Genomic DNA, 21,476 nt, shown 5'->3' on the forward strand with positions numbered 1-21,476 from the left:
CGCCGGATCTGCGTGAGGGAATCAGCCGGTTTCTCCATGAAAAACGGCGCCCCCGAAGGGACGCCGTTCTCAAATCTATCCAACTGGTCCCGTCGGACCAATGCGCCTCAGGCAGCGTCGGAGATGAACTTCACCGCATCGCCGAAGGTCTGGATGCCTTCCGCCGCATCGTCGGGGATCTCGATGCCGAATTCTTCTTCAAATGCCATGACAAGTTCGACGGTGTCGAGGCTGTCGGCGCCGAGGTCGTCGATAAACGAGGCCGATTCCGTCACCTTGTCTTCTTCCACGCCGAGGTGCTCGACAACGATTTTCTTCACGCGATCTGCGACGTCGCTCATATTAGATCCTCACAGTTTTTCAGGCACTTGGCCAAGTTTCCAGGCCCTGGGGCCACTTCGTTGCCCCGGAAAACCCGGGCGGCCCGGCGGAGCCCGGGCGTATTCTGCGCTCCCTTTAGCACAAAGTGCCCCGGGGGCAAATGCTTTGTCCGGGCGCGGCCCGAAGCCCGCCGGAACGCCTCAGAGCATCGCCATCCCGCCGTTGACGTGCAACGTCGCGCCGGTGACATAGGCCGCTTCCGGCGAGGCAAGGTAGAGCACCGCGGCGGCGATTTCCTCGGGGCTGCCCATGCGCGCGGCCGGGATCTGGGCGTTGATCTTGGCCTTCTGGTCGTCGCTGAGCTTGTCGGTCATCGCCGTGGCGATGAAACCGGGGGCGACGCAGTTGGCGGTGATCCCGCGCGAGGCGACCTCGTAGGCGATCGACTTGGTCATCCCCACCATGCCGGCCTTGGAGGCGGCGTAGTTGGCCTGGCCGGGGTTGCCGGTGGCACCGACGATCGAGGAGATATTCACGATCCTCCCCCAGCGCGCCTTCATCATGCCGCGGATCGCGCCCCGGCAGAGCCGCATCGTGGCGGTGAGGTTGACGTCGAGCACCGATTGCCAGTCGTCATCCGACATCCGCATGAACACCTGGTCACGGGTGATCCCGGCGTTGTTGACGAGGATATCGAGCCCGCCCATCGCCTCGGTCGCCACTTTCGGCAGGGCATCGACCTCGGCCGGGTCGGAGAGGTTGCAGGGCAGCACGTAGGCACGGCCGCCAAGCTCGGCGGCCAGGGCTTCCAGCGGCTCGACGCGGGTGCCCGAAAGCCCCACGGTCGCGCCCGCGCCGTGCAGCGCCGTGGCGATCGCCCCGCCGATGCCACCCGAGGCACCGGTAATGAGCGCGGTTTTTCCTGTCAGATCGAACATGTGATCTCCTTTGTCCATTTCGCGAAGCCGCCCGGCGCGGGGCGGCAGTTCGGCGGCGCGGCGCCGTGGCCCCGAAGTCAACCGTTCAGCGCCTCGACGGCCGCCGCAACCTCCTCGGGCGTGCCGATATTGCGCACGCCGATCTCGCGGTCGATCCGCCGGATCATCCCCGAAAGCGCCTTCCCTGCGCCGATTTCCCAGGCTTCGGTGACGCCCTGCGCGCTCATCCACAGCACGCTCTCGCGCCAGCGCACCGAGCCGGTGACCTGGTCGACGAGCAGCGCGCGGATGGTGTCGGGGTCGGTGACCGCTTCCGCCCGCACGTTGGCCACCAGCGGCACCTTGGGCGCGACGATCCGCACCCCGGCCAGCGCCTCGGCCATCGCCTCCGCGGCGGGCTGCATCAGCGCGCAATGAAACGGGGCCGAGACCGGCAGCAGCACGGCGCGCTTGGCCCCGCGCCCCTTGGCCAGATCCACCGCGCGCTCCACCGCCGCCTTGTGACCCGAGACCACCACCTGACCGGGGTCGTTGTCGTTCGCGGCCTGGCAAACCTCGCCTTGAGCGGCCTCCTCGGCGATCTGCCGGGCGGTCTCGAAATCGAGCCCGAGCAGCGCGGCCATCGCGCCGACGCCCACCGGCACCGCCTTCTGCATCGCCAGCCCGCGCGTGCGCAACAGCCGGGCGGTGTCGGAAATCGTGAGCGCCCCGGCGGCGGCAAGGGCGGAGTATTCCCCGAGCGAATGCCCGGCAACAAAGCTGGCCGCCTCGACCGTCACCCCTTCGGCCTCAAGTGCGCGCACCGCCGCCAGCGAGGTGGCCATCAGCGCGGGTTGCGCATTCTCGGTGAGGGTCAGCGCCTCCTGCTCGCCGTCCCAGATCAGCGCGGAAAGCTTCTCGCCCAGCGCTTCGTCGACCTCATCGAACACCGCGCGGGCCTCGGCCCAGTTTTCGGCCAGTGCCCGGCCCATGCCGATCACCTGTGCCCCCTGCCCCGGAAATACGAATGCGCGGCCCATGCCCTCTCCCTCGGTCTGCTTCGGCGACGGGGATAGCGCGGCACGGACAAAAAGGAAAGTATGCCCGCGAACCGCTCAGGCGGCGACGAACCCATGCCGGGAAAGCTGTTGGCCGATGGTCTTGCGCGGGCGGCCGGCAAGATCGCCGGTCAGACGCAGGCGCAGGGGTTCGAGCCCTGCCTCTGTCCCGCGCGCCACCTCGATCGCACCGCTCTCGCCCGGCATCCGCAGAAACAGCCGGGTGGGTTGGCTGCGATCCTTGGCCCGCAACAGGTAGACCGAGGCGACCTTGTCGAACTTCACCAGGCTCGAAAGCCGAAAGCCGCCGCGCAGATCGCGGTGGCCGATCCGCACCTCGCCGCGCAGCGTGTCGATCTGGAATTCGAGGTGGCGCGGTGGCCGCGCGGTCCAGACCAGCGCCCCGCCGATCACGGTGAACATCACCATCGCCGCCAGTTTCATCGTGAACAGATCGGGGCTGTGCACGCTGTCGGGCAGAATCCACAAGCCAAGCGCCACCATCAGCAGGATCGCGCCCAGAAAGCGCCCCATGGCCAGCCACATCAACCGGAGCCCGCCTTCCGCGTCCTGATCGCGGATCGTGTAGCCCCAATGGGTCTCGTCGAGCACCGGGCCGGGTTCGGCCGCGGAATTCGAGGGGCGTCGGTCGTGGCTGAAATCTCCGGTCAAAAAGGTCATGCCGACCCCCTTTCTCTGTCCATCCACCTCAAGTTGTTTCGCCCAAAACGGGCAGCAATGCGGCACTTGCCTGAAATTTTCGCGAATTCCTCCGGTCGGGGTCGCCGCCCTTGCATCGTGGGGCGCAGGGTGTATAAGGCCCCGTCCTTCCGCAAGACGATGAACCGCGACGCCTCTCGTGGGTGGGCGCGGAAGGATCCGCCCGCCCTTTGAAGCGCGCCTGAACAGAACTGGAGAAAGCATGGCGCTCTACGAGCATGTCATGATTGCGCGTCAGGATCTTTCCAACGCGCAGGCCGAGGGCCTTGTCGAACATTTCAGCACCGTGCTCAAGGACAACGGCGGCACCGTCGTCGATGCCGAGTACTGGGGCGTCAAGACGATGGCCTACAAGATCAACAAGAACCGCAAGGGCCACTATGCCTTCCTGAAAACCGACGCGCCCTCCGCCGCGGTGCAGGAAATGGAACGCCTGATGCGGCTGCACGACGACGTCATGCGCGTGCTCACCATCAAGGTCGACGGCCACGAGGAAGGTCCCTCGGTGCAGATGCAGAAACGCGACGAACGTGGTGATCGCGGCGACCGCGGGGATCGCGGTGACCGTGGCGAACGCCGCGAACGTCGCGACCGCTGAGAGAAGGAAAGCAACTCATGGCTACGAAACCGTTTTTCCGCCGTCGCAAGGTCTGCCCGTTCTCCGGCGACAACGCGCCCAAGATCGATTACAAGGACACCCGGCTCCTGCAGCGCTACATTTCCGAGCGCGGCAAGATCGTGCCGTCCCGCATCACCGCCGTATCGGCCAAGAAGCAACGTGAGCTCTCCCGCGCCATCAAGCGCGCGCGTTTCCTCGCGCTTCTGCCCTACGCCGTGAAGTAAGGAGAGACATCATGCAAGTCATCCTGCTCGAACGTGTGGCCAAGCTCGGCCAGATGGGCGACGTCGTCGACGTCAAGTCCGGCTACGCCCGCAACTACCTCTTGCCGCAGGGCAAGGCGCTCACCGCCTCGAAGGCCAACATCGACCAGTTCGAGGTCCAGAAGGCGCAACTCGAGGCCAACAACCTCGAATCCAAGAAGGAAGCCGACGCGCTCGCCGCAAAACTCGGCGGCCAGCAGTTCGTCGTGATTCGCTCGGCGTCGGACGGCGGCAACCTCTACGGCTCGGTCACCACCCGCGACGCCGCGATGGTGGCCACCGAGGAGGGCTTCACGCTCGACCGCAAACAGGTGCTGATCCGCCAGCCGATCAAGAGCCTTGGTCTGCACGAGGTCGAGGTGCACCTGCACCCCGAGGTGATGGTCACCATCGAGCTCAACGTCGCCCGCTCGCCGGAAGAGGCCGAGCTTCAGGCCTCGGGCAAGTCGATCCAGGAACTCGCGGCCGAGGAAGAGGCCGCGGCCGATTTCGAGATCGCCGAGCTGTTCGACGATATCGGCGCGGCCACTTCGGAAGACGAGGATCTCGCCGAAGCGATCGAAGAGGACGAGGCGAAGGACGCGTAATCTTCACTTCAGCCAGTTACCAAGCGCCGCGCGAGCCCCCTCGCGCGGCGTTTTTCGTGGCGACTTGCCCGATCGGGGTTTCACCGCCTACCTTCGGCCCGGGAGGGCGCGCGCATGACCAGCATCACAGAGGATTTCGACCTGAACCGGATCGGCCCGGATTTCATCGCCGATCCCTATCCCACCCTGCACCGGCTGCGCGCGGCGCACCCGGTGCACCGCAACGCCGATGGCTCGGTCTTCCTCACCCGCTTCGCCGACGTGCTCAAGGTCTACCAGTCGCGCGACATGCTGTCGGACAAGACCACCGAGTTCGCCGCCAAGTTCGGCGATTGCCCGCTGCACCGGCACCATACCACCAGCCTCGTGTTCAACGACCCGCCCTATCACAGCACCGTGCGCAAGCTGCTCGCCGCCGCCTTCACCCCGCGCAAGCTCGCCGAGTTCGAGCCGCTGATCGACGACATCGTCGACCGGCTCATCGACCGCGTCGCCGAGATGGGTGATTTCGACATGATCGAGGATTTCGCCAAGGTGCTGCCGACAGAGATCATCGCCTTCATGCTCGGCGTACCGGGCCAGATCCGCCCGAAGCTGCGCGGCTACTCCGTCGCCATTCTCGGCGCGCTCGACCCGGTGGTGCCGCCCGAGAGGCTCGCCGCGGGCAATGCCGCGGTGACCGAGTTCGCCGAGATCCTCGACGACCTGATCACCCATCGCCGCGCCAACCCCGACGGTGCCGCGCAGGGCGAGGTGCTGGAGGCCCTCATCTTCGGCGAACACGAGGGCCGCCGTCTGAGCCAGGAAGAGCTGATCCAGAACTGCATCTTCCTGCTCAACGCCGGGCACGAGACCACCACCAGCCTCGTCGGCAACGCCGTCGGCACGCTGCTCGACCACCCCGACCAGCACCGCCGCCTGCAGGACGATCCCGGCCTCATCACCTCCGCCGTCGAGGAGTTCCTTCGGGTCGAAAGCCCGCTCCAGATCGGCAACCGGCGCGCCGGGGCCGAGATCGAGCTGGAGGACTGCACCCTGCCGAAAGGCACCTACATCCACACCTCGATCGCCGCCGCCAACCGCGATCCGGCGATCTTCCCCGATCCCGACCGGGTCGACATCGCGCGCAAACCCAACCGCCAGATCGCCTTCATCACCGGCCCGCATGTCTGCCTCGGCGCCACGCTGGCCCGGATCGAGGGCCGGATCGCCATCGGCAAGCTGGTCGACCGGTTCCCGAACCTCGCCCCGGCCGGCGCGCGCACCCGTCTCGGCCTCGCGAGGTTCCGCGGTTTCACCGGCTTTCCCGTCACCACCCGATAGGCGGCGGAACGCCGAGCCGAAACCCCCGGGCTGGCCCGCCGCGCGGTTTTCGCGCAGGCTTGGCCGAACAGATCGAAGAGACCGGAGCCGCCCATGCCGCAGATCACGCGTCGCGCCACCCTCGGCCTCGGCCTTGCCTTCAGCCTCGGGGCCTGCGCGCGCGGTCCTTTCACCGCTGCCAGCAAATCCACCGCCGGGGCCGAGCCTGCGCTCTACCCGAACGAAACCCCCGCTCTGCGCCGCCTGATCAACAAGTGGGCCGATCACTACGAAGTGCCGCGCGATCTCGTCCATGCCCAGATCGTGCGCGAAAGCACCCACCGCCCCGGCGCACGCAACGGCCCCTACTGGGGGCTGATGCAGATCCTGCCGCAAACCGCGCGCACCATGGGCCACCGCGGCCCGCCGCAGGAGTTGCTCGACCCCGACGTGAACCTTGAATTCGCGGTCAAATACCTGCGCGGTGCCTGGATCGTGTCCGGTGGCGACAAGGCCGCGGCGATGAAATGGTATGCCCGCGGCTATTACTACGAGGCCAAGCGGCTGGGGCTGCTGGAAGAAACCGGCCTCAGAACCTGATCACCCCGCCGGTCTTCTTGGGTCCAAAAATACCTTGGGGGGATCCGGGGTGGCAAAGCCCCCCGGGGGCCTGCGTGGCCTGAACGCAATCAAAACTGCGCGCCGAAGGCGCTCCGTTCGCAAACACCGCCGCTGACCGCGCAAAAAAGGGCCGCCCCGCAGGACGGCCCCGAATTCTGTCGCGCGATACGCGGCAATCACTCCTCGTCGAGCGCCTCGACGGCCTTTTCGAGGTCTTCCTTCGACACTTCCTTCTCGGTCACCGTCGCCTGTTCGAAGATGTGATCAACCACCTTGTCTTCGAAGATCGGTGCCTGGATCTGCTGGCGCATTTGGGCGTTCTGGTTGACGAAATCAAAGAAGGCACGCTCCTGACCGGGATACTGACGGGCCTGGTTCATCACCGCTTGCGTCATCTCCGCGTCGGTCACCTCGACCTCGGCCTTGCGGCCAATCTCCGCCAGCAACAGGCCCAGCTTCACCCGGCGCTCGGCCAGCTTGGTGTGTTCCTCGGTGACCTCGGCCTCGCCGTGATCGTGGCCCTGCACCTCCGGGTGCTCCTCGTGCCAGAGCTGGTGGGCGATCTGCTTGGCCTCGGCCTCGACCAGCGACGGCGGCAGATCGAAGCTGGCGATCTCGTCGAGCTTGTCGAGCAGCCCACGCTTCATCACCGCGCGCGCAGCCCCGGTGTATTCCGCTTCCAGCCGCTCGGCGACCTGCGCCTTGAGCGCGGCCAGATCGTCGGCACCGTAGCGCTTGGCCAGATCGTCGTCGATCTCGGCAGCTTTCGGGGCTTTCACGGCCTTGATCGTGCAGGAAAACACCGCTTCCCTCCCGGCCAGTTCGGCAGCGCCGTAGTCGGTCGGGAAACTCACCGTCACATCCTTTTCCTCACCCGCCTTCACGCCGACGAGCTGCTCCTCGAAGCCGGGGATGAACTGGCCCGAGCCGAGCACCAGCGGGAAATCTTCCGCAGACCCGCCGTCAAAGGCCTCGCCGTCGATGCGACCGACGAAATCGAACACCACCTGGTCGCCGTCCTTGGCCTTGGTGCCCTTCTTGCGGTCTTCGAAGTTCTGCGCGTTTTCCGCGAGCGAGGTCAGCGCCTCGTCGATCTCGGCGTCACCGGCCTTGACCACCATCCTGTCGAGGGTCACGCCGGAGAGGTCGAGCTCGGGGATCTCGGGCAGCTTCTCGTAGGACAACTCGATGTGAACGTCCTCGCCCTCTTGCCAGTCCTCGTTGGTCATCTTGACCTCGGGCTGCATCGCCGGACGGTCGCCCGACGCCTCGAAATGGGCATTCATCGCGCCGTCGATCGTCTCTTGCAGGGCCTCGCCCAGCAGGCGTTGGCCGAACTGCTTCTTCAGCAGCGGCAGCGGCACCTTGCCCTTGCGAAAGCCCTTCATCTCGATCTCGGGACGGGCCTCCTCAAGCTTCTCGTGCACTTTGCCTTCCAGCTCCTGGGCGGTGATGATGAGCTGGTAGCCGCGCTTCAGGCCATCGTTCAGAGTCTCGGTGACAGACATCGTTTGGTCCTTCATCTCGTCGGGCGCGGCGCCCCTGCGACGCGCGTGAAAATTCACGCCCTTCTATGGGCCACGGTCGCGCGTGGCAAGGGGTGCAAGGGGTGAATCGAGCCGCACGGCCACAAAGCGGGGCGGTTCTTGCCGGGTGTCGGCCGAGTGCCTGCCTCAAGGGCGGCTTTCGATCCCGTCCGGGCCAAGGTCGCAGGCCTCGGCGGCCCCCGTCACCTGCTCGAAGTTCGCCGTCAGATCGAACGAGGCCCATCGGACAAACCGCCCACGGGCTGTCGTCAAGGGAGGGCCGGTCGACCCGGCCATCGCCGTTGCTGTCCCGGCCCAACCCCCATTTGGCAGTCGGCGCTGCCGCTGGAAGGTCGGGGCACCCTCTCGGCGGATTTGCTTTCGCAAATCGCCTGTCGGGGCACAGATTTTGCCCTTGGCAAAACCGGGCTTGGTGCGGGTGAAGGGACTCGAACCCCCACGCCTTGCGGCGCCAGAACCTAAATCTGGTGCGTCTACCAGTTCCGCCACACCCGCACGCGGCGCGGTTTAGCACCCGTCCGGCGCGCGCGCGAGGGGGATTGTGGGGTCCACCGGGCAAAACCCGGCAAAAAACGGATGCGGTTAACGGTTTTTTGGGCTAGCCTGTGAGAAAAAAGAAAACAGGCACATTGAGCAGGTATCCCATGTCCCAGGCTTCTTCCGGGCAGGCGCGGTCATTCCGCGTTGCAATACCGTCTTGCCGTTCGGGCCTCGCCCCCGGCACCGGCGTTCTGACCACCGATGGCGAATTGCCGGTCGAGTTCCTCGAACCCGGCGACAAGGTCGTCACCTATGACCGGGGCGCGATCCCGCTTGCCCGGATCGTCACCCGGATCGTGCCGCGCGCGGAGGTGGTGCGGGTGCGCCCCTCGGTGCTCGATCCGATCGGCGCCGGGCGCGATTTCCTGATCTCGGCGCACACCCGGCTCCTGCTGCGCGATTGGCGCGCCCCGGCGTTGTTCGGCAAGCCCAGCGCGCTGGTGGAATTTGCCCGCCTTGCCGATGGTGCGCATATCGCCCGGCTCGGCGGCGAGGGCACGCTGCGACTGTTCCAGTTGCATTTCGACGATTGCCAGCACCTCGTCCAGATCGCCGGCGGCCGATACCGGGTGGTGAGTGCCCGGATGCCCGCGCGCGCCCGCGCCTGAGCGGCCCGGTCAGAGCGGCAGCGCGGTGCTGAACTTGATCTCCTCCATCGAGAGCAAGGCGGTGACGTTGAAGATCTTCACCTCCGAGATCAGCGCCTGGTAGAAGGCATCATAGGCGCGGGCGTTCTTGACCCGGACTTTCAGGATATAGTCGATCTCGCCCGCCAGCCGGTGCGCTTCCATCACCTCGGGCCGCGCCTTGAGCGCGCGCAGGAAGGCGGCCTGCCACTCCGCCTCGTGCTCGGAGGTGCGTACCAGAACGAAGAAACAGGCATCGAACCCGAGCTTCTCGGCGTCCACGATCACCGTTTGCGGGCCGATCACGCCCGCCTCGCGCATCTTGCGAATCCGGTTCCAGACCGGGGTTTTCGACGAGCCGACTTTCTCGGCAATGGCGTCGAGCGACTGGCTGGCATCGACCTGCAGCTCGGCGAGGATTTTTCGGTCGATCGTGTCGAGGCGCGGTTCCATCCTTCATGTCTCCCTTTCGGTGGAGCATTGGTTCTACCCAACCGCCAATGGCGAAACAACGTCCTTTTTCGCTGCGGATACTGGTGCAATACAGGGACATTGTTCTATTTTTTTGGTCGAAGCAAGATACCAAGCGAACCGGAGACAGACCCATGGCCAAAGGATTTCGCCCCGGCCTCGTCAGCGCCAACGACCTGATCACCGGCGCGGTGATCTACCTCGCGTCCGACGATTCCTGGGTGGCACGGCCCGAAGATGCCGACCTGATCACCGACGAGGCCCGGGCCGCAACCCGGCTGGCGCACATCGAGGCCCAACCCGGCCGCGCCGTCGGGGCCTATATCGCACCGGCCGAGCCGGGCGCATCCGGCCCCCGGCCCGCCCATATCCGCGAACACTTCCGCGCCAGCGGCCCCTCGGCACCGGCGCGGGCAAGCTGGGGGGAAAACCATGCTTGACGGTCACGACTACCTCACCCGCCGGGTCGAGGAATTTCGCACACAGGTGGCGCGCCGGATCGACGGATCGCTGACCGAGGAGGAGTTTCGCCCGCTCAGGCTGATGAACGGGCTCTACCTCCAGCTTCACGCCTACATGCTGCGGGTCGCCCTGCCCTATGGCAGCCTGCGCCCCGACCAGTTACGCGCGCTGGCCGAGATTTCCGAGCGCTGGGACAGGGGCTACGGCCATTTCACCACCCGCCAGAACATCCAGTTCAACTGGCCCCGGCTGGTCGACGTGCCCGACATGCTGGCGCGGCTCGCAGAGGTTGGATTGCACGCGATCCAGACCTCGGGCAACACCATCCGCAACGTCACCGCCGACCCCTTCGCCGGAGCAGGCGCGGGCGAGGTCGCCGATCCGCGCCCGGTGGCCGAGCTGATCCGGCTGTGGTCGACCGATCACCCCGAGTTCCAGTTCCTGCCACGCAAGTTCAAGATCGCGGTCACCGGCGCGCCGGAAGACCGCGCGATCACCGCCGCCAACGATATCGGCGTCCGGATCGTCGAGAAAGACGGCGAACGCGGCTACCGGGTTCTCGCCGGCGGCGGGCTCGGGCGCACCCCTTTTGTCGGGCAAGTGCTGCGCGACTTCCTGCCCGAAGCCGATCTGCTGCCCTATCTCGAAGCCGTGCTCGGCAGCTACAACCTCGCCGGCCGGCGCGACAACAAGTACAAGGCGCGGATCAAGATCACCCTGCAGGAACAAGGCCTCGCGGCATTCACCGCCGAGGTCGAACGCCGGTTCGCGGCGCTGCGGCCGAGCTTTTCCGGAGCCGACCGGCAGGTGCTCGCCGAACTGCGCACCCGCTTCGCGGCACCCGGCTTCGCCGCGCGCAGCACCGCGACCTTCGATGAGGCCCGCACCGCCGATCCGGTGTTTCGGGCCTGGGCCGACATCAACCTGCGCGCCCACCAGCGCGCCGACCACGCGATCGCGATCATCTCGCTGAAACCCGTGGGCGGCGTGCCGGGCGACGCCAGCGCCGCGCAGATGCGCGTGGTGGCCGATCTGGCCGAACGGTTCGGCCATGGCGATATCCGCGCCGGTCTCGATCAGAACCTGATCCTGCCGCATGTCCACCGCGCCGATCTGCCCGCGCTGCACGCCGGCTTGCGCGAAGCCGGGCTGGCCACCGCCAATGCCGGGCTGGGCACCGACATCGTCGCCTGCCCCGGTCTCGATTACTGCTCGCTCGCCACTGCCCGCTCGATCCCGGTTGCGCAGGAGATCGCCCGGCGGATCGAAGACATCGCGGCCGAAACCGGACCGCTCAACATCCGGATTTCCGGCTGCATCAACGCCTGCGGCCACCACCATCTTGGCGATATCGGCATTCTCGGGCTCGAGAAGGCCGGGGCCGAGAGCTACCAGGTCACGCTCGGCGGACGGCCGGGCACCGACATGGCGATTGGCCGCCGCACCGGGCCCGGCTTCGGGGCCGACGAGATCGTGCCCGCGATCGACCGTGCAGTGCGCGCCAGCCTTGCCCTGCGCCTGCCCGGCGAAACCTTTGCCGAGACGCTTGCGCGGACCGGGCCGGACCCCTTCGTTGCCGCGCTCTACGAGGAGACATCAGATGCCGTTTGAAGCCCCTGCCCGCAGCGCCGCCGAGACCACGGCGGACGAGATCAACGCCCGTTTCGGGCCAAAAGACGCCTGCGGCGTGATCGCCCATGCCCTGACCCATCACGGCAGGATCGCGCTGGTCTCGTCCTTCGGGGCGGAATCGGTGGTGCTTCTGCACATGGCCGCCAGCATCGACCGGGCGGTGCCGGTGTTGTTCGTCAACACCGGGATGCTGATGGCTGAAACCCCGGCCTACCAGGCCCGGGTGGCCGAGCGGCTCGGGCTTTCCAACCTGCAGGTCGTCAAACCCGATCCGGTGGCGCTGCTCACCCGCGACACCGACGGGCTCCTGCACCTCGCCGATACCGACGGCTGCTGCGCCCTGCGCAAGACCGAGCCGTTGGCCCGCGCGCTCGCCCCGTTCGACGGCTGGATCACCGGGCGCAAGCGAATCCACGGCGGCCAGCGCGTGGCGCTCGACCTGGCCGAGACCGATGGCGCGCGGCTCAAGCTCAACCCGCTGGCGCACTGGTCGTCGCGCGAGATCGCCACCTACATGGCGGCGCATGACCTGCCCCGGCATCCGCTGGAGGCCAAGGGCTTCACCTCGATCGGCTGTGCGCCCTGCACCTCGCCCGCGCGGCCGGGCGAAAGCCCGCGCGCAGGCCGCTGGCGCGGTGCCGACAAGACCGAATGCGGGATACATTTCATAAACGGAAAGGCAGTGCGGACATGAGCATCATCGTCACCGACCGCGGCTTCGGCCCGGACGACTGGACCGGCGGCTTCCAGACCCTGGAGGGCGCGCTCGCCGGGGCAGGCTGCGCCGGTTGCGCGCTCGACCTCGACCCGGTGCACGAGATCGCCGAACACCGCGAATTGCTGCTGTCCGCCCCGATGATCCGCATCGCCTTTGCCAGCTTCGCCGACGGACGCGGCTTCACCGTGGCCCGCTCGCTCCGGCTGGCCGGCTTTGCCGGTCGGCTGCGGGCCGGGCCGGGCCTGATCAGCGATCAATACGCGATGGCGCGCCGCGCCGGGTTCGACGAGGTCGAGATCACCGACGCCCTCGCCCGGCGGCAGCCCGAAGCGCAGTGGCTGTTTCGCGCGGACTGGCGCAACTATGACCATCAGTCGCGGTTGCGTGGCTAGACCTCAATCCCGCATTTCATATATAGGAAATCCGGAAACGGCGGGGCCATTCGGCCCCGCCACCCTTATGGATGTGAAACCCGTGACCGAGATCAAGACCAAGCCCGTGCCCACCCTGCCCGATGCCCAGACCGTGACGGAGGTCGAACACTACACCGACCGGCTGTTCCGTTTTCGCTGTTCGCGGCCGCAGTCGCTGCGGTTTCGGTCCGGCGAATTCGTGATGATCGGACTGATGGGAGACAACGGCAAACCGCTCCTGCGGGCCTACTCGATCGCCTCGCCGTCATGGGACGAGGAACTGGAATTCTACTCGATCAAGGTGCCGGACGGCCCGCTCACCTCGAAGCTCCAGCACATCAAGGCGGGCGACGAGATCATCCTGCGGCCCAAGCCGGTGGGCACGCTGGTGCTCGACGCGCTCCTGCCCGGCAAGCGGCTGTGGTTCTTCGCCACCGGCACCGGCATTGCCCCCTTCGCCTCGCTGATGCGCGATCCCGACACCTTTGAGCGCTACGAAGAGGTGATCATGATGCACACCTGCCGCGACGTGGCCGAGCTGGAATATGGCCGCCACCTCGTCGAAAGTCTGCCCGACGACCCGCTGATCGGTGAATTCATCGGCGACAAGCTGAAGTATTACCCGACCACCACGCGCGAAGCCTTCCCGCGCCAGGGCCGGATCACCGATAACCTCGCCTCCGGCAAGGTCTTCGCCGATCTCGGCCTCGGCATCGACAAGCTCGATCCGGCCACCGACCGCGGCATGATCTGCGGCTCGCTCGCCTTCAACCTCGACATGAAGGAAATCCTTGAAGGTTGGGGCCTGAACGAGGGCGCGAACTCCGAGCCAGCCGAATACGTGGTCGAGAAGGCTTTCGTCGACTGACCTTGGCGGGCCGGGGCGATCCCCGCCCTGCTCCGCTGCCCAAAAAGACAAACCCCCGCCAAGGCGGGGGTTTTTTCTTGCCGACAGGCTCGAAAGTGATCAGCGCGAGATCGGACCGATCATCATGATCATCTGGCGGCCTTCCATCTTCGGCATGTTCTCGACCTTGCCGAGTTCCTTGATGTCTTCAGCCACGCGCTCAAGCAACTCGCGCCCGAGGTTCTGGTGCGCCATCTCGCGGCCGCGAAACCGCAAGGTGATCTTCACCTTGTCGCCGTTCTCGAGAAACCGCACGACGTTGCGCATCTTGACGTCGTAGTCATGAATGTCGGTGTTCGGACGGAACTTGACCTCCTTGACCTCGATCGTCTTCTGGTTCTTGCGCGCCTCGGCCTCGCGTTTCTGGGTTTCATACTTGAACTTGCCAAAATCCATGATCTTGCAGACTGGCGGCGTCGCGTTCGGTGAAATCTCTACAAGATCAAGCCCTGCCTGATCGGCCAGTTCCCGACCGTGCTCGGGCGTGACGACGCCGAGGTTTTCGCCCTCGGCTCCGATCAACCGGATCTCCGGGCAGCGGATGCGTTCATTGACGCGGGGGCCTGTGTCGCGCGTCGGCGGGGCATTATGGGGTCTGCGGGCTATGGTCGCGTTCCTTCTTCGGTTTCGCAAGGCTTCGGCTGCGGAACGTAAAGCGCCGCCCCGCCCCTTTCAAGCCGATTTCTGCCGGGGAGAAGGGACTTGGCCAACTCCCCTTGTGCTTTGCCCGCAACCGGACCACCTGAATAGGGCAGTAACGCGGGCTTGAGACAAGCCCGGACATGAAAGGACGCCAAGATGAACAAGATGTGGATAACGATCATTCTGCTGATCGCCGTCGGCATCGGCGGTTACGCCTGGTGGTCCACGCAGGACGCCAAGCTGGGCGACGATACGACCACGCTGGAATCGCCTGAGGCTGCCGAACCCGACAACGCACCCGCCACGGATACAATGCCAGAGCCCGAAGCCGAGCCCGCACCCGCCGAAGACAGCGGTCTGCTTGACGGTGCCTCCGACGCGATGGACAGCGCCACCGACGCCGTGACCGACACTGCCGAAGACACGGCCGAGGCCGCGGACGAAGCCATCGACGAGGCTGGCGACGCGGTCGGCGACGCGGCAGATACCGCGGCCGACACCGCCAACGAAGCGGCCGAAGCCGCTGGCGAGGCCGTGGACGACGCCATCGAAGAGGTCGGCGAGGCAGAAGAGACCGCGACCGACACCGCCGACGACGCGGCTGAAACCACTGGCGAGGCCGTGGACGATGCGATGGACACCGCGGACGATACGGCGACCGACACGATGGATGCCGCCGAAGAGGCCGCAGACGAGGCCGCAGACAGTGCCGCGGACGCCACCACCGAGATGGCTTCCGAGGCCGACGATGCGGCAACCCCGATCGAGGATCTGCTGACGGTGGAAAACTTCGATGCCGAGGAACTCGCCGCGAGGATTGACGACAGCGCGTTGAGCGACGAGCAGAAAACTCTTTTGACATCGGCCGTCGAGAACGCGGGCGACAGCCCGGAAGAAATCGAGGCCGTGATCGAACAGGTCCGGCGGGCGATGGGCCTCTGACCGCGAACCGCACGCGCCCCGGCGATCCCGGGGCGCGTTGCACCTGCCATGGCGCAAGGCTAGTCTCGCCCCGACAAGGGGAGTGACGATGCGCCTGTTAACCATGATAGCCCCGGCCGGCAGCTTCCTTGCCGCCACCTTCGCCACCACGCTTCTGGCGCAGGGCGTCGCCTCGGGCGATGACCCGCAAGAGCTGGTCCGCGCCTGCGACAGCGCCACGGGTCGCTCCGGCGGCACCGAACGCGCGGCCAACGACCCAAGCGAGGCGATCGTCATCTGCACCGAGGCCCGCGCGGCCTTTCCCGAAGATGGGCGCATCGCCAATGACCTCGCCCACGCGCTGTGGGCGGGGGGCGAGGTGGTCGCCGCGCGCGAGGCGTTTCTCGCCGCACAGGCTCTCGGCCATCCCCGCGCCGGGCTCGGGCTTGCCCTGCTCTACCGCGAGGACAACGCCCTGCCCTTCGGCCCCGCCGACGCCATTGCACCGCTGGAAGACGCCGCCCGTGCCGGCGTGGCGGATGCGGCTTACGAACTGGGAAGGGCGCATGCGGCCGGGCTTGGCGTCGAAGCCGACGCCGTGCGGGCGCTGCAATGGTATCGCCGCGCCGCGGTGCAGGGCTTGCCGCAAGCGCAATTCGAGCTGGGCTGGGCCGCCGAAACCGGCCTTGGCATGGACGCCGACCCCGCGGTCGCCGCGGGCTGGTATCACGAGGCCGCCGAGGCGGGCAACCTGATGGCGATGAACAACCTCGGCTGGCTCCATGCCCAGGGCGAAGGTGTGGCGCGCGACCCGGCCCGCGCCGTGGCGCTCTACCGCGCCGCCGCCGAGGGCGGCGAACCGGTGGCGATGGGCAACCTCGCCTGGATGCTGGAAAACGGCATCGGCACGGCACAGGACACCGGAGAAGCGGCCCGGTGGTATCTCGACGCGGCGAACGCGGGCGAGGCGCAGGCGATGCTTGCGCTCGGCAACCTGCACCTTTTGGGCCAGGGCGTGGCGCGCGATGCGGTCAGCGCGCTGCGATGGTTCCACAGGGCCCGCATGGCAGGCCGCGCCGAGGCGCTGTCCTACATCGGCGAAGTCTATGAGAAATCGCAGGCAAAACACGACCCGGAGCGTGCCGCGGCCTTCTACCTGCGCGCGCTCAAGGCAGGCGATGGCTGGCCCACGAGCCGGATGGCCGCAAGCTGGGAGGCCGAGACCGCCCGCGCGCTGCAGCGGCTGTTGCAGGCGGCAGGCACCTATGACGGGCCGATCGACGGCGTGATCGGCGGCGGCTCACGCGCCGCGATGCGCGCGGTGATGGCGGCGCAGGACGACTGAGCCCGGCCTATTCGCTCCAGCCGTGCACGTGCACGTCACGGCCCGAGTGGCGCTTCATGATCTCGGTGGCGAGCTTTTCCTTCTGCGCGTCCACCGTGCGCACCCAGATCAGGATGCCGCCGTTCTCGATCTGCTGGCGGTAGTAGTCGCGATGCCCCTTGTCGGCCCGACGCGCCAGCAGCGTGCCGATCACCGCGCCCGGGGCTCCGCCGATCGCGGCGACGCCGACCGAGGCGGCCAGCGTCGAGGCTGGCCCGAGCAGCGCCATCATCGCGATCCAGGAGCCGAGGAACAGGAAGCCCCCCACGATCGCGCCTTCCATCTCGCCCATCGCCTCTTCCGAGACAAAGGCGGCCCGCGGCGCGTCGGGGTTGTCTTCGAGATCCTTCGACTGCCAGAAGGCCGACCCGAGCTTCTCGCGCACGGCCTCTTCGCTGCCCAGAACGGATATGTCATAGCGGCTGAAGCCTGCGATCATCAGGTCATACATCGCCGCCTGCATGGATTTGAAATCGTCGAACACGCCCACGGCCTCGGGAATGTCGATATAGGTTGTGCCACGGTCTGTCATCGTCATTCCTCCACGGATGAAACGCCGCTATCATACACCAAAATGCGACGCTGCGCCTTGACATGACCCAAGTGCAAAGGCCCCGGACCTGCGCCCGGGGCCTGATGTTTGCGCATCGTGCAGGGAATGCGGCTCAGCCGGCGGCCTGCACCGCTCTCTTGGTGAGCACGCCGATCAGGTGCGCGCGGTAGGCGGGCGAGCCGTGGATATCGCCGATCAGGTCATCCGCCGAGGCAGACAGCCCGTCGAGCGCCGCAGCCGAGAAATCCGACGCGAGCGCGGCCTCGGCTTCGGCCCAGCGAAACACGCCCGCTTCCGAGGCCCCGGTGACCGCCACGCGCACCCCGCCTTCGCCCTTCGAGACGAAAACGCCGACGAGCGCGAAGCGCGAGGCCGGTTGCTCGAACTTCACGTAAGCCGCCTTCGCGGGGATCGGAAAACGCACCTCGGTGATGATCTCGCCCTCCTCCAGCGCGGTCTCGAACAAGCCGGTGAAGTAATCGTCGGCGGCGATCTCGCGGGCATTGGTCACGATCGTGGCCCCCGAGCCAAGCGCCGCCGCCGGGTAGCAGGCGGAGGGATCGTTGTTGGCGAGCGAACCGCCGATGGTGCCCCGGTTGCGCACATGCGGATCGCCGATGCCGCGCGCGAGGTGGGCGAGCGCCGGATAGGCGGTTTGCCCGGCAACCTCGGTATGGGTGCTGGCCGCGCCCACGGTGAGCACCCCGCCCTCGGCGGAAATTCCCTTGAGCTCGGCAATCCCGGCCAGGGAAACCAGCGTCTCCGGCATCGCGAGGCGCTGCTTCAGGGTCGGGATCAGGGTTTGCCCGCCGGCGAGCGCCTGCGCGCCTTCCGCGCCCAGTGCTTTGACCGCTTCATCCAGCGTGGAGGGCCGTTCGAATTCGAATGCATACATCTGGTCGTCCTCCTTACTGGTTCATCGCTTCCCAGACCCGGGCGGGGCTGAGCGGCATGTCGATATGGGTCACGGGTTTGCCCGCCCGCTGAAGCGCGTCGACCACGGCGTTGACCACCGACGGCGGCGACCCGATCGCCCCGGCCTCGCCGCAGCCCTTCACGCCGAGCGGGTTGTGGGTGCAGGGCGTGGCGCAGGAATGGTCGATCGCGAAGAACGGCACGTCATCGGCCCGCGGCATGGCGTAATCCATGTAGGAGCCGGTGAGAAGCTGGCCGTTCTCGTCATAGACCGCCTGTTCGAGCAGCGCCTGCCCGATCCCCTGCCCGAGCCCGCCATGCACCTGCCCCGACACGATCATCGGGTTGACGATGTTGCCGAAATCGTCGGCGGCGGCGAAGCGCTCGATGGTCACCTTGCCGGTGTCGGGATCAACCTCGACCTCGCAGGCATAGGCCCCCGCCGGGTAGGTGAAGTTGTTGGGATCGTAGAACGCGGTTTCCTCCAGCCCCGGCTCGATATCTTCGAGCGGGTAGTTGTGCGGCACGTAGGCTGCCAGCGTCACGTCGCCCCAGGCCACCGACTTGTCGGTGCCCGCCACGGTGAACTGGCCGTCCTTGAGCTCGATATCGCCTTCCGAGGCTTCCATCAGGTGGGCCGCGATCTTCTTGGCCTTGTTGATGATCTTCTCGGTGGCGCGCACGATCGCGGAGCCGCCCACCGCCAGCGAGCGCGAGCCGTAGGTGCCCATGCCCATCGGCGTGTTGGCGGTGTCGCCGTGGACGATCTCGATCATGTTCGGGTCGATCCCGATCATCTCGGCCACCACCTGCGGGAAGGCGGTTTCATGCCCCTGGCCGTGGCTGTGCGAGCCGGTCATTACCACGAGGCCGCCGGTGGCGTTGACCCGCACCGTGGCGCTCTCGTAAAGCCCCGCCCGCGCGCCGAGCTGGCCGACGAGATGGCTGGGCGCGATGCCGCAGGCCTCGATGTAGCAGTTCACGCCGAGCCCGCGCAGCTTGCCGCGCGCCTTCGACTCCTCCAGCCGCTTCTCGAAGCCGGCGAGATCGGCGATCTCCTCGAGCTTGTCCATCGTCGCCACGTAGTCGCCGGTGTCGTATTCCACCGCCACCGGGGTGGCATAGGGGAACTCGGTGATGAAGTTCTGCCGCCTGAGCGCAATCGGATCGACGCCCAGTTCGCGCGCGGCCTTGTCGATCACCCGCTCAAGCTGGAACGTCGCCTCCGGCCGCCCGGCCCCGCGATAGGCATCGACCGGCACGGTGTTGGTGAACACCGCCTTCACGTTCACGTAGATCAGCGGCGTGCGGTAATTGCCCGCCATCAGCGTGCCGTGCAGCCAGGTCGGCACCGAGGGCGCGAAAGTGCTGAGGTAGGCCCCCATGTTGGCATAGGTCTCGGTGCGCAGGGCGGCGAAGTTGTTGTCGCCATCCAGCGCCAGCTCGATCTTCGTCACATGATCACGCCCGTGGGCATCGGTCATGAAGGCTTCCGAGCGCGACGAGGTCCATTTGACCGGCCGCTTGATCTGCTTGGCGGCGAAGGTGCAGAAGGCTTCCTCGGCATAGTGGAAGATCTTCGAGCCGAAACCGCCGCCCACGTCGGGTGCCACCACGCGCAGCTTGTGTTCGGGGATGCCGAGCACGAAGGCGCCCATCAGCAGACGGATCACGTGCGGGTTCTGCGAGGTGGTGTAGAGCGTGCTCTCGTCGTTGTGCGCGGCGTAATCACCGATCGCCACGCGCGGCTCCATCGGGTTGGCCACCAGCCGCTGGTTGCGCAGTTCAAGCGTGGTGACGTGGGCCGCCTCCTCGAAGGCCTTGTTCACCGCCTCGCGGTTTTCCTCGACGAACCCCCAGTCGTAGCAGAGGTTCGAGGTGAGATCGTCGTGCACCTTGGGCGCGCCCTCTTCGAGCGCCGCCTTCATATCGACCACCGCCGGCAATTCCTCGATCTCGACCTCGATGGCCTCGACCGCATCGCGCGCCTGCTCGGCCGTCGCGGCCACCACCGCGGCAATCGGGTCGCCGACATGGCGCACCTTGCCCTGGGCCAGCACCGGGTGGGCGGGCTCCTGCATCACCTCCCCGAAACGGTCGGTCACCTGCCAGCCGCAGGGCAGCCCGCCGATACCCTCGAAATCGGCCCCGGTGAACACCCGGATCACCCCGGGCATGTCCGCGGCGGCGCTGGTGTCGATCGAGGTGATGCGGCCATGGGCCACGTTCGAGCGCAGGAACGCGGCATAGACCTGCCCGCGCATGTTGATGTCGTCGGTATACCGGCCCTTGCCGGTAAGAAACCGCACGTCCTCGCGCCGCTTGTTCGGCGCGCCGATGCCTCCGTCTGCTGGCATTCGATCCTCCCTGATGTGTTGCGGGGCCTTCTCCGACCCCTGCCGGTTTTCTGTCCTGTCCAGGCGACGCGTCGCCTAGTTGTTGTTCCAGATCGCGACGAGTTCCTGCGCCGCCCAACTGCGGTCATCGCCGCTGGATTCGCTCTGGATCACCATCATCGCGTTGACCGAGCCGCCGCCGCCGATCGGACACATGACCACGACATCCTGCGCGCCCGGCTCAAGATCGTAGCCATAGAGCGACCAGGTGTCTTCGCCGGTACTGCCGCCGCCGTTGGCGAAGATGTAGCGGTTGATGACCAGCCGCGCCTTGTCCATGCAAAGCTGTTCGGAGGGCATGGTTCCCAGCTTGGTGATCGACCAGCCTTCGGCCAGCACGGGCGTGGCACCGAAGGTGAGACCGCCGAGGGCGAGCGCAAGCCCGGCCGCCCGGATCACGCGGCAAACTCCTTGGCGACGTCCTGGCCCGAGGCTGCGAGAATGGCTTTGACGATGTTGTGATAGCCGGTGCAGCGGCACAGGTTGCCCGAAAGATAGGTCCGGATCTCGGCCTCCGAGGGCTTGGGGTTTTCCTTCAGCAGCGCCGCCGCCGCCATCACCATGCCCGGCGTGCAGAAGCCGCATTGCAGCCCGTGATGATCCTGGAACGCCTGCTGGATCGTCCCGAGCGACCCGTCGGCATTGGCCATGCCCTCGATCGTCGTCACCTCCGCGCCCTCGGCTTCGAGCGCGAACATGTTGCAGCTTTTGACCGAGACGCCATCGACGTGGATCGTGCAGGCACCGCACTGGCCGGTATCGCAGCCGACATGGGTGCCGGTCAGTTCCAGCGTATCGCGCAGAAAGGTCGACAGAAGCGTGCGCCCCTCGACCTCGCCCGACACGCGCATTCCGTTCACGGTCATGCTGACCTGGGCCATAGTCTCCTCCCTGTGTGTTGTGTTTTGCCCGAAGTTAAGCACCAAGGCGCGGATTCGCCC

General features: G+C 66.8%; 25 protein-coding genes and 1 tRNA gene. 13 read left to right on the forward strand and 13 right to left on the reverse strand.

The window, feature by feature from the left end:
• Positions 1 to 107: 107 nt before the first annotated feature.
• The 4 genes from B9Y97_RS01150 to B9Y97_RS01165 form a co-directional block, all read right to left on the reverse strand.
• Positions 108 to 341 (reverse strand): acyl carrier protein, encoded by a 234-nt coding sequence (locus B9Y97_RS01150; RefSeq protein ID WP_085525034.1) that lies wholly within the window; start codon positions 339 to 341, stop codon positions 108 to 110.
• A gap of 180 nt (positions 342 to 521) precedes the next feature.
• Positions 522 to 1,259, reverse strand: coding sequence for a 3-oxoacyl-[acyl-carrier-protein] reductase (gene fabG / locus B9Y97_RS01155; protein WP_085525035.1), 738 nt, complete (start codon positions 1,257 to 1,259; stop codon positions 522 to 524).
• Positions 1,260 to 1,336: 77 nt separating this feature from the next.
• Entirely contained in the window at positions 1,337 to 2,278 is a 942-nt protein-coding gene (gene fabD, locus B9Y97_RS01160) for an ACP S-malonyltransferase (RefSeq protein WP_085525036.1), read from the reverse strand.
• A 75-nt stretch (positions 2,279 to 2,353) separates the two neighbouring features.
• Positions 2,354 to 2,977: a hypothetical protein gene (locus B9Y97_RS01165; RefSeq protein ID WP_085525037.1), complete on the reverse strand. Its 624-nt coding sequence runs from the start codon at positions 2,975 to 2,977 to the stop codon at positions 2,354 to 2,356.
• A 241-nt stretch (positions 2,978 to 3,218) separates the two neighbouring features.
• Here B9Y97_RS01165 and rpsF point away from each other — a divergent pair, with 241 nt between their 5' ends.
• From rpsF to B9Y97_RS01190, 5 genes are all read left to right on the forward strand, one after another.
• Positions 3,219 to 3,614 (forward strand): 30S ribosomal protein S6, encoded by a 396-nt coding sequence (gene rpsF, locus B9Y97_RS01170; RefSeq protein ID WP_085525038.1) that lies wholly within the window; start codon positions 3,219 to 3,221, stop codon positions 3,612 to 3,614.
• Between the two features lie 17 nt (positions 3,615 to 3,631).
• Positions 3,632 to 3,859 (forward strand): 30S ribosomal protein S18, encoded by a 228-nt coding sequence (rpsR, locus tag B9Y97_RS01175; RefSeq protein ID WP_085525039.1) that lies wholly within the window; start codon positions 3,632 to 3,634, stop codon positions 3,857 to 3,859.
• A gap of 11 nt (positions 3,860 to 3,870) precedes the next feature.
• Positions 3,871 to 4,485, forward strand: a complete 615-nt coding sequence (gene rplI, locus B9Y97_RS01180; protein WP_085525040.1) for a 50S ribosomal protein L9 — start codon at positions 3,871 to 3,873, stop codon at positions 4,483 to 4,485.
• A gap of 114 nt (positions 4,486 to 4,599) precedes the next feature.
• Positions 4,600 to 5,808: a cytochrome P450 gene (locus B9Y97_RS01185; protein WP_085525041.1), complete on the forward strand. Its 1,209-nt coding sequence runs from the start codon at positions 4,600 to 4,602 to the stop codon at positions 5,806 to 5,808.
• Between the two features lie 93 nt (positions 5,809 to 5,901).
• The gene (locus tag B9Y97_RS01190) at positions 5,902 to 6,387 is read left to right on the forward strand and encodes a lytic transglycosylase domain-containing protein (protein WP_085525042.1); all 486 of its coding nucleotides are present in this window, start codon (positions 5,902 to 5,904) and stop codon (positions 6,385 to 6,387) included.
• Positions 6,388 to 6,584: 197 nt separating this feature from the next.
• On the opposite strand, the gene tig is transcribed toward B9Y97_RS01190, so the two are convergent.
• On the reverse strand, positions 6,585 to 7,916 hold the full coding sequence (gene tig / locus B9Y97_RS01195) for a trigger factor (protein ID WP_085528037.1): 1,332 nt from the start codon (positions 7,914 to 7,916) through the stop codon (positions 6,585 to 6,587).
• A 449-nt stretch (positions 7,917 to 8,365) separates the two neighbouring features.
• Positions 8,366 to 8,450: transfer RNA gene (locus B9Y97_RS01200), tRNA-Leu, on the reverse strand.
• 149 nt (positions 8,451 to 8,599) lie between these two features.
• Between B9Y97_RS01200 and B9Y97_RS01205 the strand changes: the two genes are divergently transcribed.
• Positions 8,600 to 9,103 (forward strand): Hint domain-containing protein, encoded by a 504-nt coding sequence (locus B9Y97_RS01205; protein WP_085525043.1) that lies wholly within the window; start codon positions 8,600 to 8,602, stop codon positions 9,101 to 9,103.
• 9 nt (positions 9,104 to 9,112) lie between these two features.
• Here the strand turns inward: B9Y97_RS01205 and B9Y97_RS01210 are convergent, their stop codons facing one another.
• Entirely contained in the window at positions 9,113 to 9,574 is a 462-nt protein-coding gene (locus tag B9Y97_RS01210) for an Lrp/AsnC family transcriptional regulator (RefSeq protein ID WP_085525044.1), read from the reverse strand.
• A 152-nt stretch (positions 9,575 to 9,726) separates the two neighbouring features.
• Here B9Y97_RS01210 and B9Y97_RS01215 point away from each other — a divergent pair, with 152 nt between their 5' ends.
• The 5 genes from B9Y97_RS01215 to B9Y97_RS01235 all read left to right on the forward strand — a co-directional run bounded on the left by B9Y97_RS01215 (position 9,727) and on the right by B9Y97_RS01235 (position 13,685).
• On the forward strand, positions 9,727 to 10,032 hold the full coding sequence (locus B9Y97_RS01215) for a DUF2849 domain-containing protein (RefSeq protein ID WP_085525045.1): 306 nt from the start codon (positions 9,727 to 9,729) through the stop codon (positions 10,030 to 10,032).
• Entirely contained in the window at positions 10,025 to 11,665 is a 1,641-nt protein-coding gene (locus tag B9Y97_RS01220) for a nitrite/sulfite reductase (protein ID WP_085525046.1), read from the forward strand. Before B9Y97_RS01215 ends, B9Y97_RS01220 begins: the two co-directional genes overlap by 8 nt.
• Positions 11,655 to 12,380, forward strand: a complete 726-nt coding sequence (locus B9Y97_RS01225; protein WP_085525047.1) for a phosphoadenylyl-sulfate reductase — start codon at positions 11,655 to 11,657, stop codon at positions 12,378 to 12,380. Before B9Y97_RS01220 ends, B9Y97_RS01225 begins: the two co-directional genes overlap by 11 nt.
• Positions 12,377 to 12,796 (forward strand): DUF934 domain-containing protein, encoded by a 420-nt coding sequence (locus tag B9Y97_RS01230; RefSeq protein ID WP_085525048.1) that lies wholly within the window; start codon positions 12,377 to 12,379, stop codon positions 12,794 to 12,796. Before B9Y97_RS01225 ends, B9Y97_RS01230 begins: the two co-directional genes overlap by 4 nt.
• Positions 12,797 to 12,863: 67 nt before the next feature.
• On the forward strand, positions 12,864 to 13,685 hold the full coding sequence (locus B9Y97_RS01235; RefSeq protein ID WP_085525049.1) for a ferredoxin--NADP reductase: 822 nt from the start codon (positions 12,864 to 12,866) through the stop codon (positions 13,683 to 13,685).
• Between the two features lie 99 nt (positions 13,686 to 13,784).
• On the opposite strand, the gene infC is transcribed toward B9Y97_RS01235, so the two are convergent.
• Positions 13,785 to 14,330 (reverse strand): translation initiation factor IF-3, encoded by a 546-nt coding sequence (infC, locus tag B9Y97_RS01240; RefSeq protein WP_217809469.1) that lies wholly within the window; start codon positions 14,328 to 14,330, stop codon positions 13,785 to 13,787.
• Positions 14,331 to 14,522: 192 nt separating this feature from the next.
• Between infC and B9Y97_RS01245 the strand changes: the two genes are divergently transcribed.
• On the forward strand, positions 14,523 to 15,308 hold the full coding sequence (locus tag B9Y97_RS01245) for a hypothetical protein (protein WP_085525051.1): 786 nt from the start codon (positions 14,523 to 14,525) through the stop codon (positions 15,306 to 15,308).
• Between the two features lie 88 nt (positions 15,309 to 15,396).
• Positions 15,397 to 16,632, forward strand: coding sequence for a tetratricopeptide repeat protein (locus B9Y97_RS01250; RefSeq protein ID WP_139828185.1), 1,236 nt, complete (start codon positions 15,397 to 15,399; stop codon positions 16,630 to 16,632).
• A gap of 7 nt (positions 16,633 to 16,639) precedes the next feature.
• Here the strand turns inward: B9Y97_RS01250 and B9Y97_RS01255 are convergent, their stop codons facing one another.
• The 5 genes from B9Y97_RS01255 to B9Y97_RS01275 all read right to left on the reverse strand — a co-directional run bounded on the left by B9Y97_RS01255 (position 16,640) and on the right by B9Y97_RS01275 (position 21,416).
• Positions 16,640 to 17,209: a hypothetical protein gene (locus B9Y97_RS01255; protein WP_085525053.1), complete on the reverse strand. Its 570-nt coding sequence runs from the start codon at positions 17,207 to 17,209 to the stop codon at positions 16,640 to 16,642.
• Between the two features lie 127 nt (positions 17,210 to 17,336).
• Positions 17,337 to 18,119, reverse strand: coding sequence for an FAD binding domain-containing protein (locus B9Y97_RS01260; protein ID WP_085525054.1), 783 nt, complete (start codon positions 18,117 to 18,119; stop codon positions 17,337 to 17,339).
• A gap of 13 nt (positions 18,120 to 18,132) precedes the next feature.
• Complete coding sequence (locus B9Y97_RS01265; protein WP_085525055.1) at positions 18,133 to 20,496, reverse strand: xanthine dehydrogenase family protein molybdopterin-binding subunit; 2,364 nt, start codon at positions 20,494 to 20,496, stop codon at positions 18,133 to 18,135.
• Positions 20,497 to 20,571: 75 nt separating this feature from the next.
• Entirely contained in the window at positions 20,572 to 20,934 is a 363-nt protein-coding gene (locus B9Y97_RS01270; RefSeq protein ID WP_085525056.1) for a hypothetical protein, read from the reverse strand.
• Positions 20,931 to 21,416 carry a (2Fe-2S)-binding protein gene (locus B9Y97_RS01275; RefSeq protein ID WP_085525057.1) on the reverse strand — a complete coding sequence of 162 codons (486 nt, stop codon included), beginning with the start codon at positions 21,414 to 21,416 and terminating at the stop codon, positions 20,931 to 20,933. Before B9Y97_RS01275 ends, B9Y97_RS01270 begins: the two co-directional genes overlap by 4 nt.
• Positions 21,417 to 21,476: the final 60 nt, after the last annotated feature.

The sequence above is a fragment of the Maritimibacter sp. HL-12 genome (assembly GCF_900177545.1).
Taxonomy (GTDB): Bacteria; Pseudomonadota; Alphaproteobacteria; order Rhodobacterales; family Rhodobacteraceae; genus Sinisalibacter.

Excerpts from the sequence above, each read along its gene's own strand:
- B9Y97_RS01150 (WP_085525034.1), bottom strand. The coding sequence starts at position 341 with ATGAGCGACGTCGCAGATCGCGTGAAGAAAATCGTTGTCGAGCACCTC.
- fabG (WP_085525035.1), bottom strand. The coding sequence starts at position 1,259 with ATGTTCGATCTGACAGGAAAAACCGCGCTCATTACCGGTGCCTCGGGT.
- fabD (WP_085525036.1), bottom strand. The coding sequence starts at position 2,278 with ATGGGCCGCGCATTCGTATTTCCGGGGCAGGGGGCACAGGTGATCGGC.
- B9Y97_RS01165 (WP_085525037.1), bottom strand. The coding sequence starts at position 2,977 with ATGACCTTTTTGACCGGAGATTTCAGCCACGACCGACGCCCCTCGAAT.
- rpsF (WP_085525038.1), top strand. The coding sequence starts at position 3,219 with ATGGCGCTCTACGAGCATGTCATGATTGCGCGTCAGGATCTTTCCAAC.
- rpsR (WP_085525039.1), top strand. The coding sequence starts at position 3,632 with ATGGCTACGAAACCGTTTTTCCGCCGTCGCAAGGTCTGCCCGTTCTCC.
- rplI (WP_085525040.1), top strand. The coding sequence starts at position 3,871 with ATGCAAGTCATCCTGCTCGAACGTGTGGCCAAGCTCGGCCAGATGGGC.
- B9Y97_RS01185 (WP_085525041.1), top strand. The coding sequence starts at position 4,600 with ATGACCAGCATCACAGAGGATTTCGACCTGAACCGGATCGGCCCGGAT.
- B9Y97_RS01190 (WP_085525042.1), top strand. The coding sequence starts at position 5,902 with ATGCCGCAGATCACGCGTCGCGCCACCCTCGGCCTCGGCCTTGCCTTC.
- tig (WP_085528037.1), bottom strand. The coding sequence starts at position 7,916 with ATGTCTGTCACCGAGACTCTGAACGATGGCCTGAAGCGCGGCTACCAG.
- B9Y97_RS01205 (WP_085525043.1), top strand. The coding sequence starts at position 8,600 with ATGTCCCAGGCTTCTTCCGGGCAGGCGCGGTCATTCCGCGTTGCAATA.
- B9Y97_RS01210 (WP_085525044.1), bottom strand. The coding sequence starts at position 9,574 with ATGGAACCGCGCCTCGACACGATCGACCGAAAAATCCTCGCCGAGCTG.
- B9Y97_RS01215 (WP_085525045.1), top strand. The coding sequence starts at position 9,727 with ATGGCCAAAGGATTTCGCCCCGGCCTCGTCAGCGCCAACGACCTGATC.
- B9Y97_RS01220 (WP_085525046.1), top strand. The coding sequence starts at position 10,025 with ATGCTTGACGGTCACGACTACCTCACCCGCCGGGTCGAGGAATTTCGC.
- B9Y97_RS01225 (WP_085525047.1), top strand. The coding sequence starts at position 11,655 with ATGCCGTTTGAAGCCCCTGCCCGCAGCGCCGCCGAGACCACGGCGGAC.
- B9Y97_RS01230 (WP_085525048.1), top strand. The coding sequence starts at position 12,377 with ATGAGCATCATCGTCACCGACCGCGGCTTCGGCCCGGACGACTGGACC.
- B9Y97_RS01235 (WP_085525049.1), top strand. The coding sequence starts at position 12,864 with ATGGATGTGAAACCCGTGACCGAGATCAAGACCAAGCCCGTGCCCACC.
- B9Y97_RS01245 (WP_085525051.1), top strand. The coding sequence starts at position 14,523 with ATGAACAAGATGTGGATAACGATCATTCTGCTGATCGCCGTCGGCATC.
- B9Y97_RS01250 (WP_139828185.1), top strand. The coding sequence starts at position 15,397 with ATGCGCCTGTTAACCATGATAGCCCCGGCCGGCAGCTTCCTTGCCGCC.
- B9Y97_RS01255 (WP_085525053.1), bottom strand. The coding sequence starts at position 17,209 with ATGACGATGACAGACCGTGGCACAACCTATATCGACATTCCCGAGGCC.
- B9Y97_RS01260 (WP_085525054.1), bottom strand. The coding sequence starts at position 18,119 with ATGTATGCATTCGAATTCGAACGGCCCTCCACGCTGGATGAAGCGGTC.
- B9Y97_RS01265 (WP_085525055.1), bottom strand. The coding sequence starts at position 20,496 with ATGCCAGCAGACGGAGGCATCGGCGCGCCGAACAAGCGGCGCGAGGAC.
- B9Y97_RS01275 (WP_085525057.1), bottom strand. The coding sequence starts at position 21,416 with ATGGCCCAGGTCAGCATGACCGTGAACGGAATGCGCGTGTCGGGCGAG.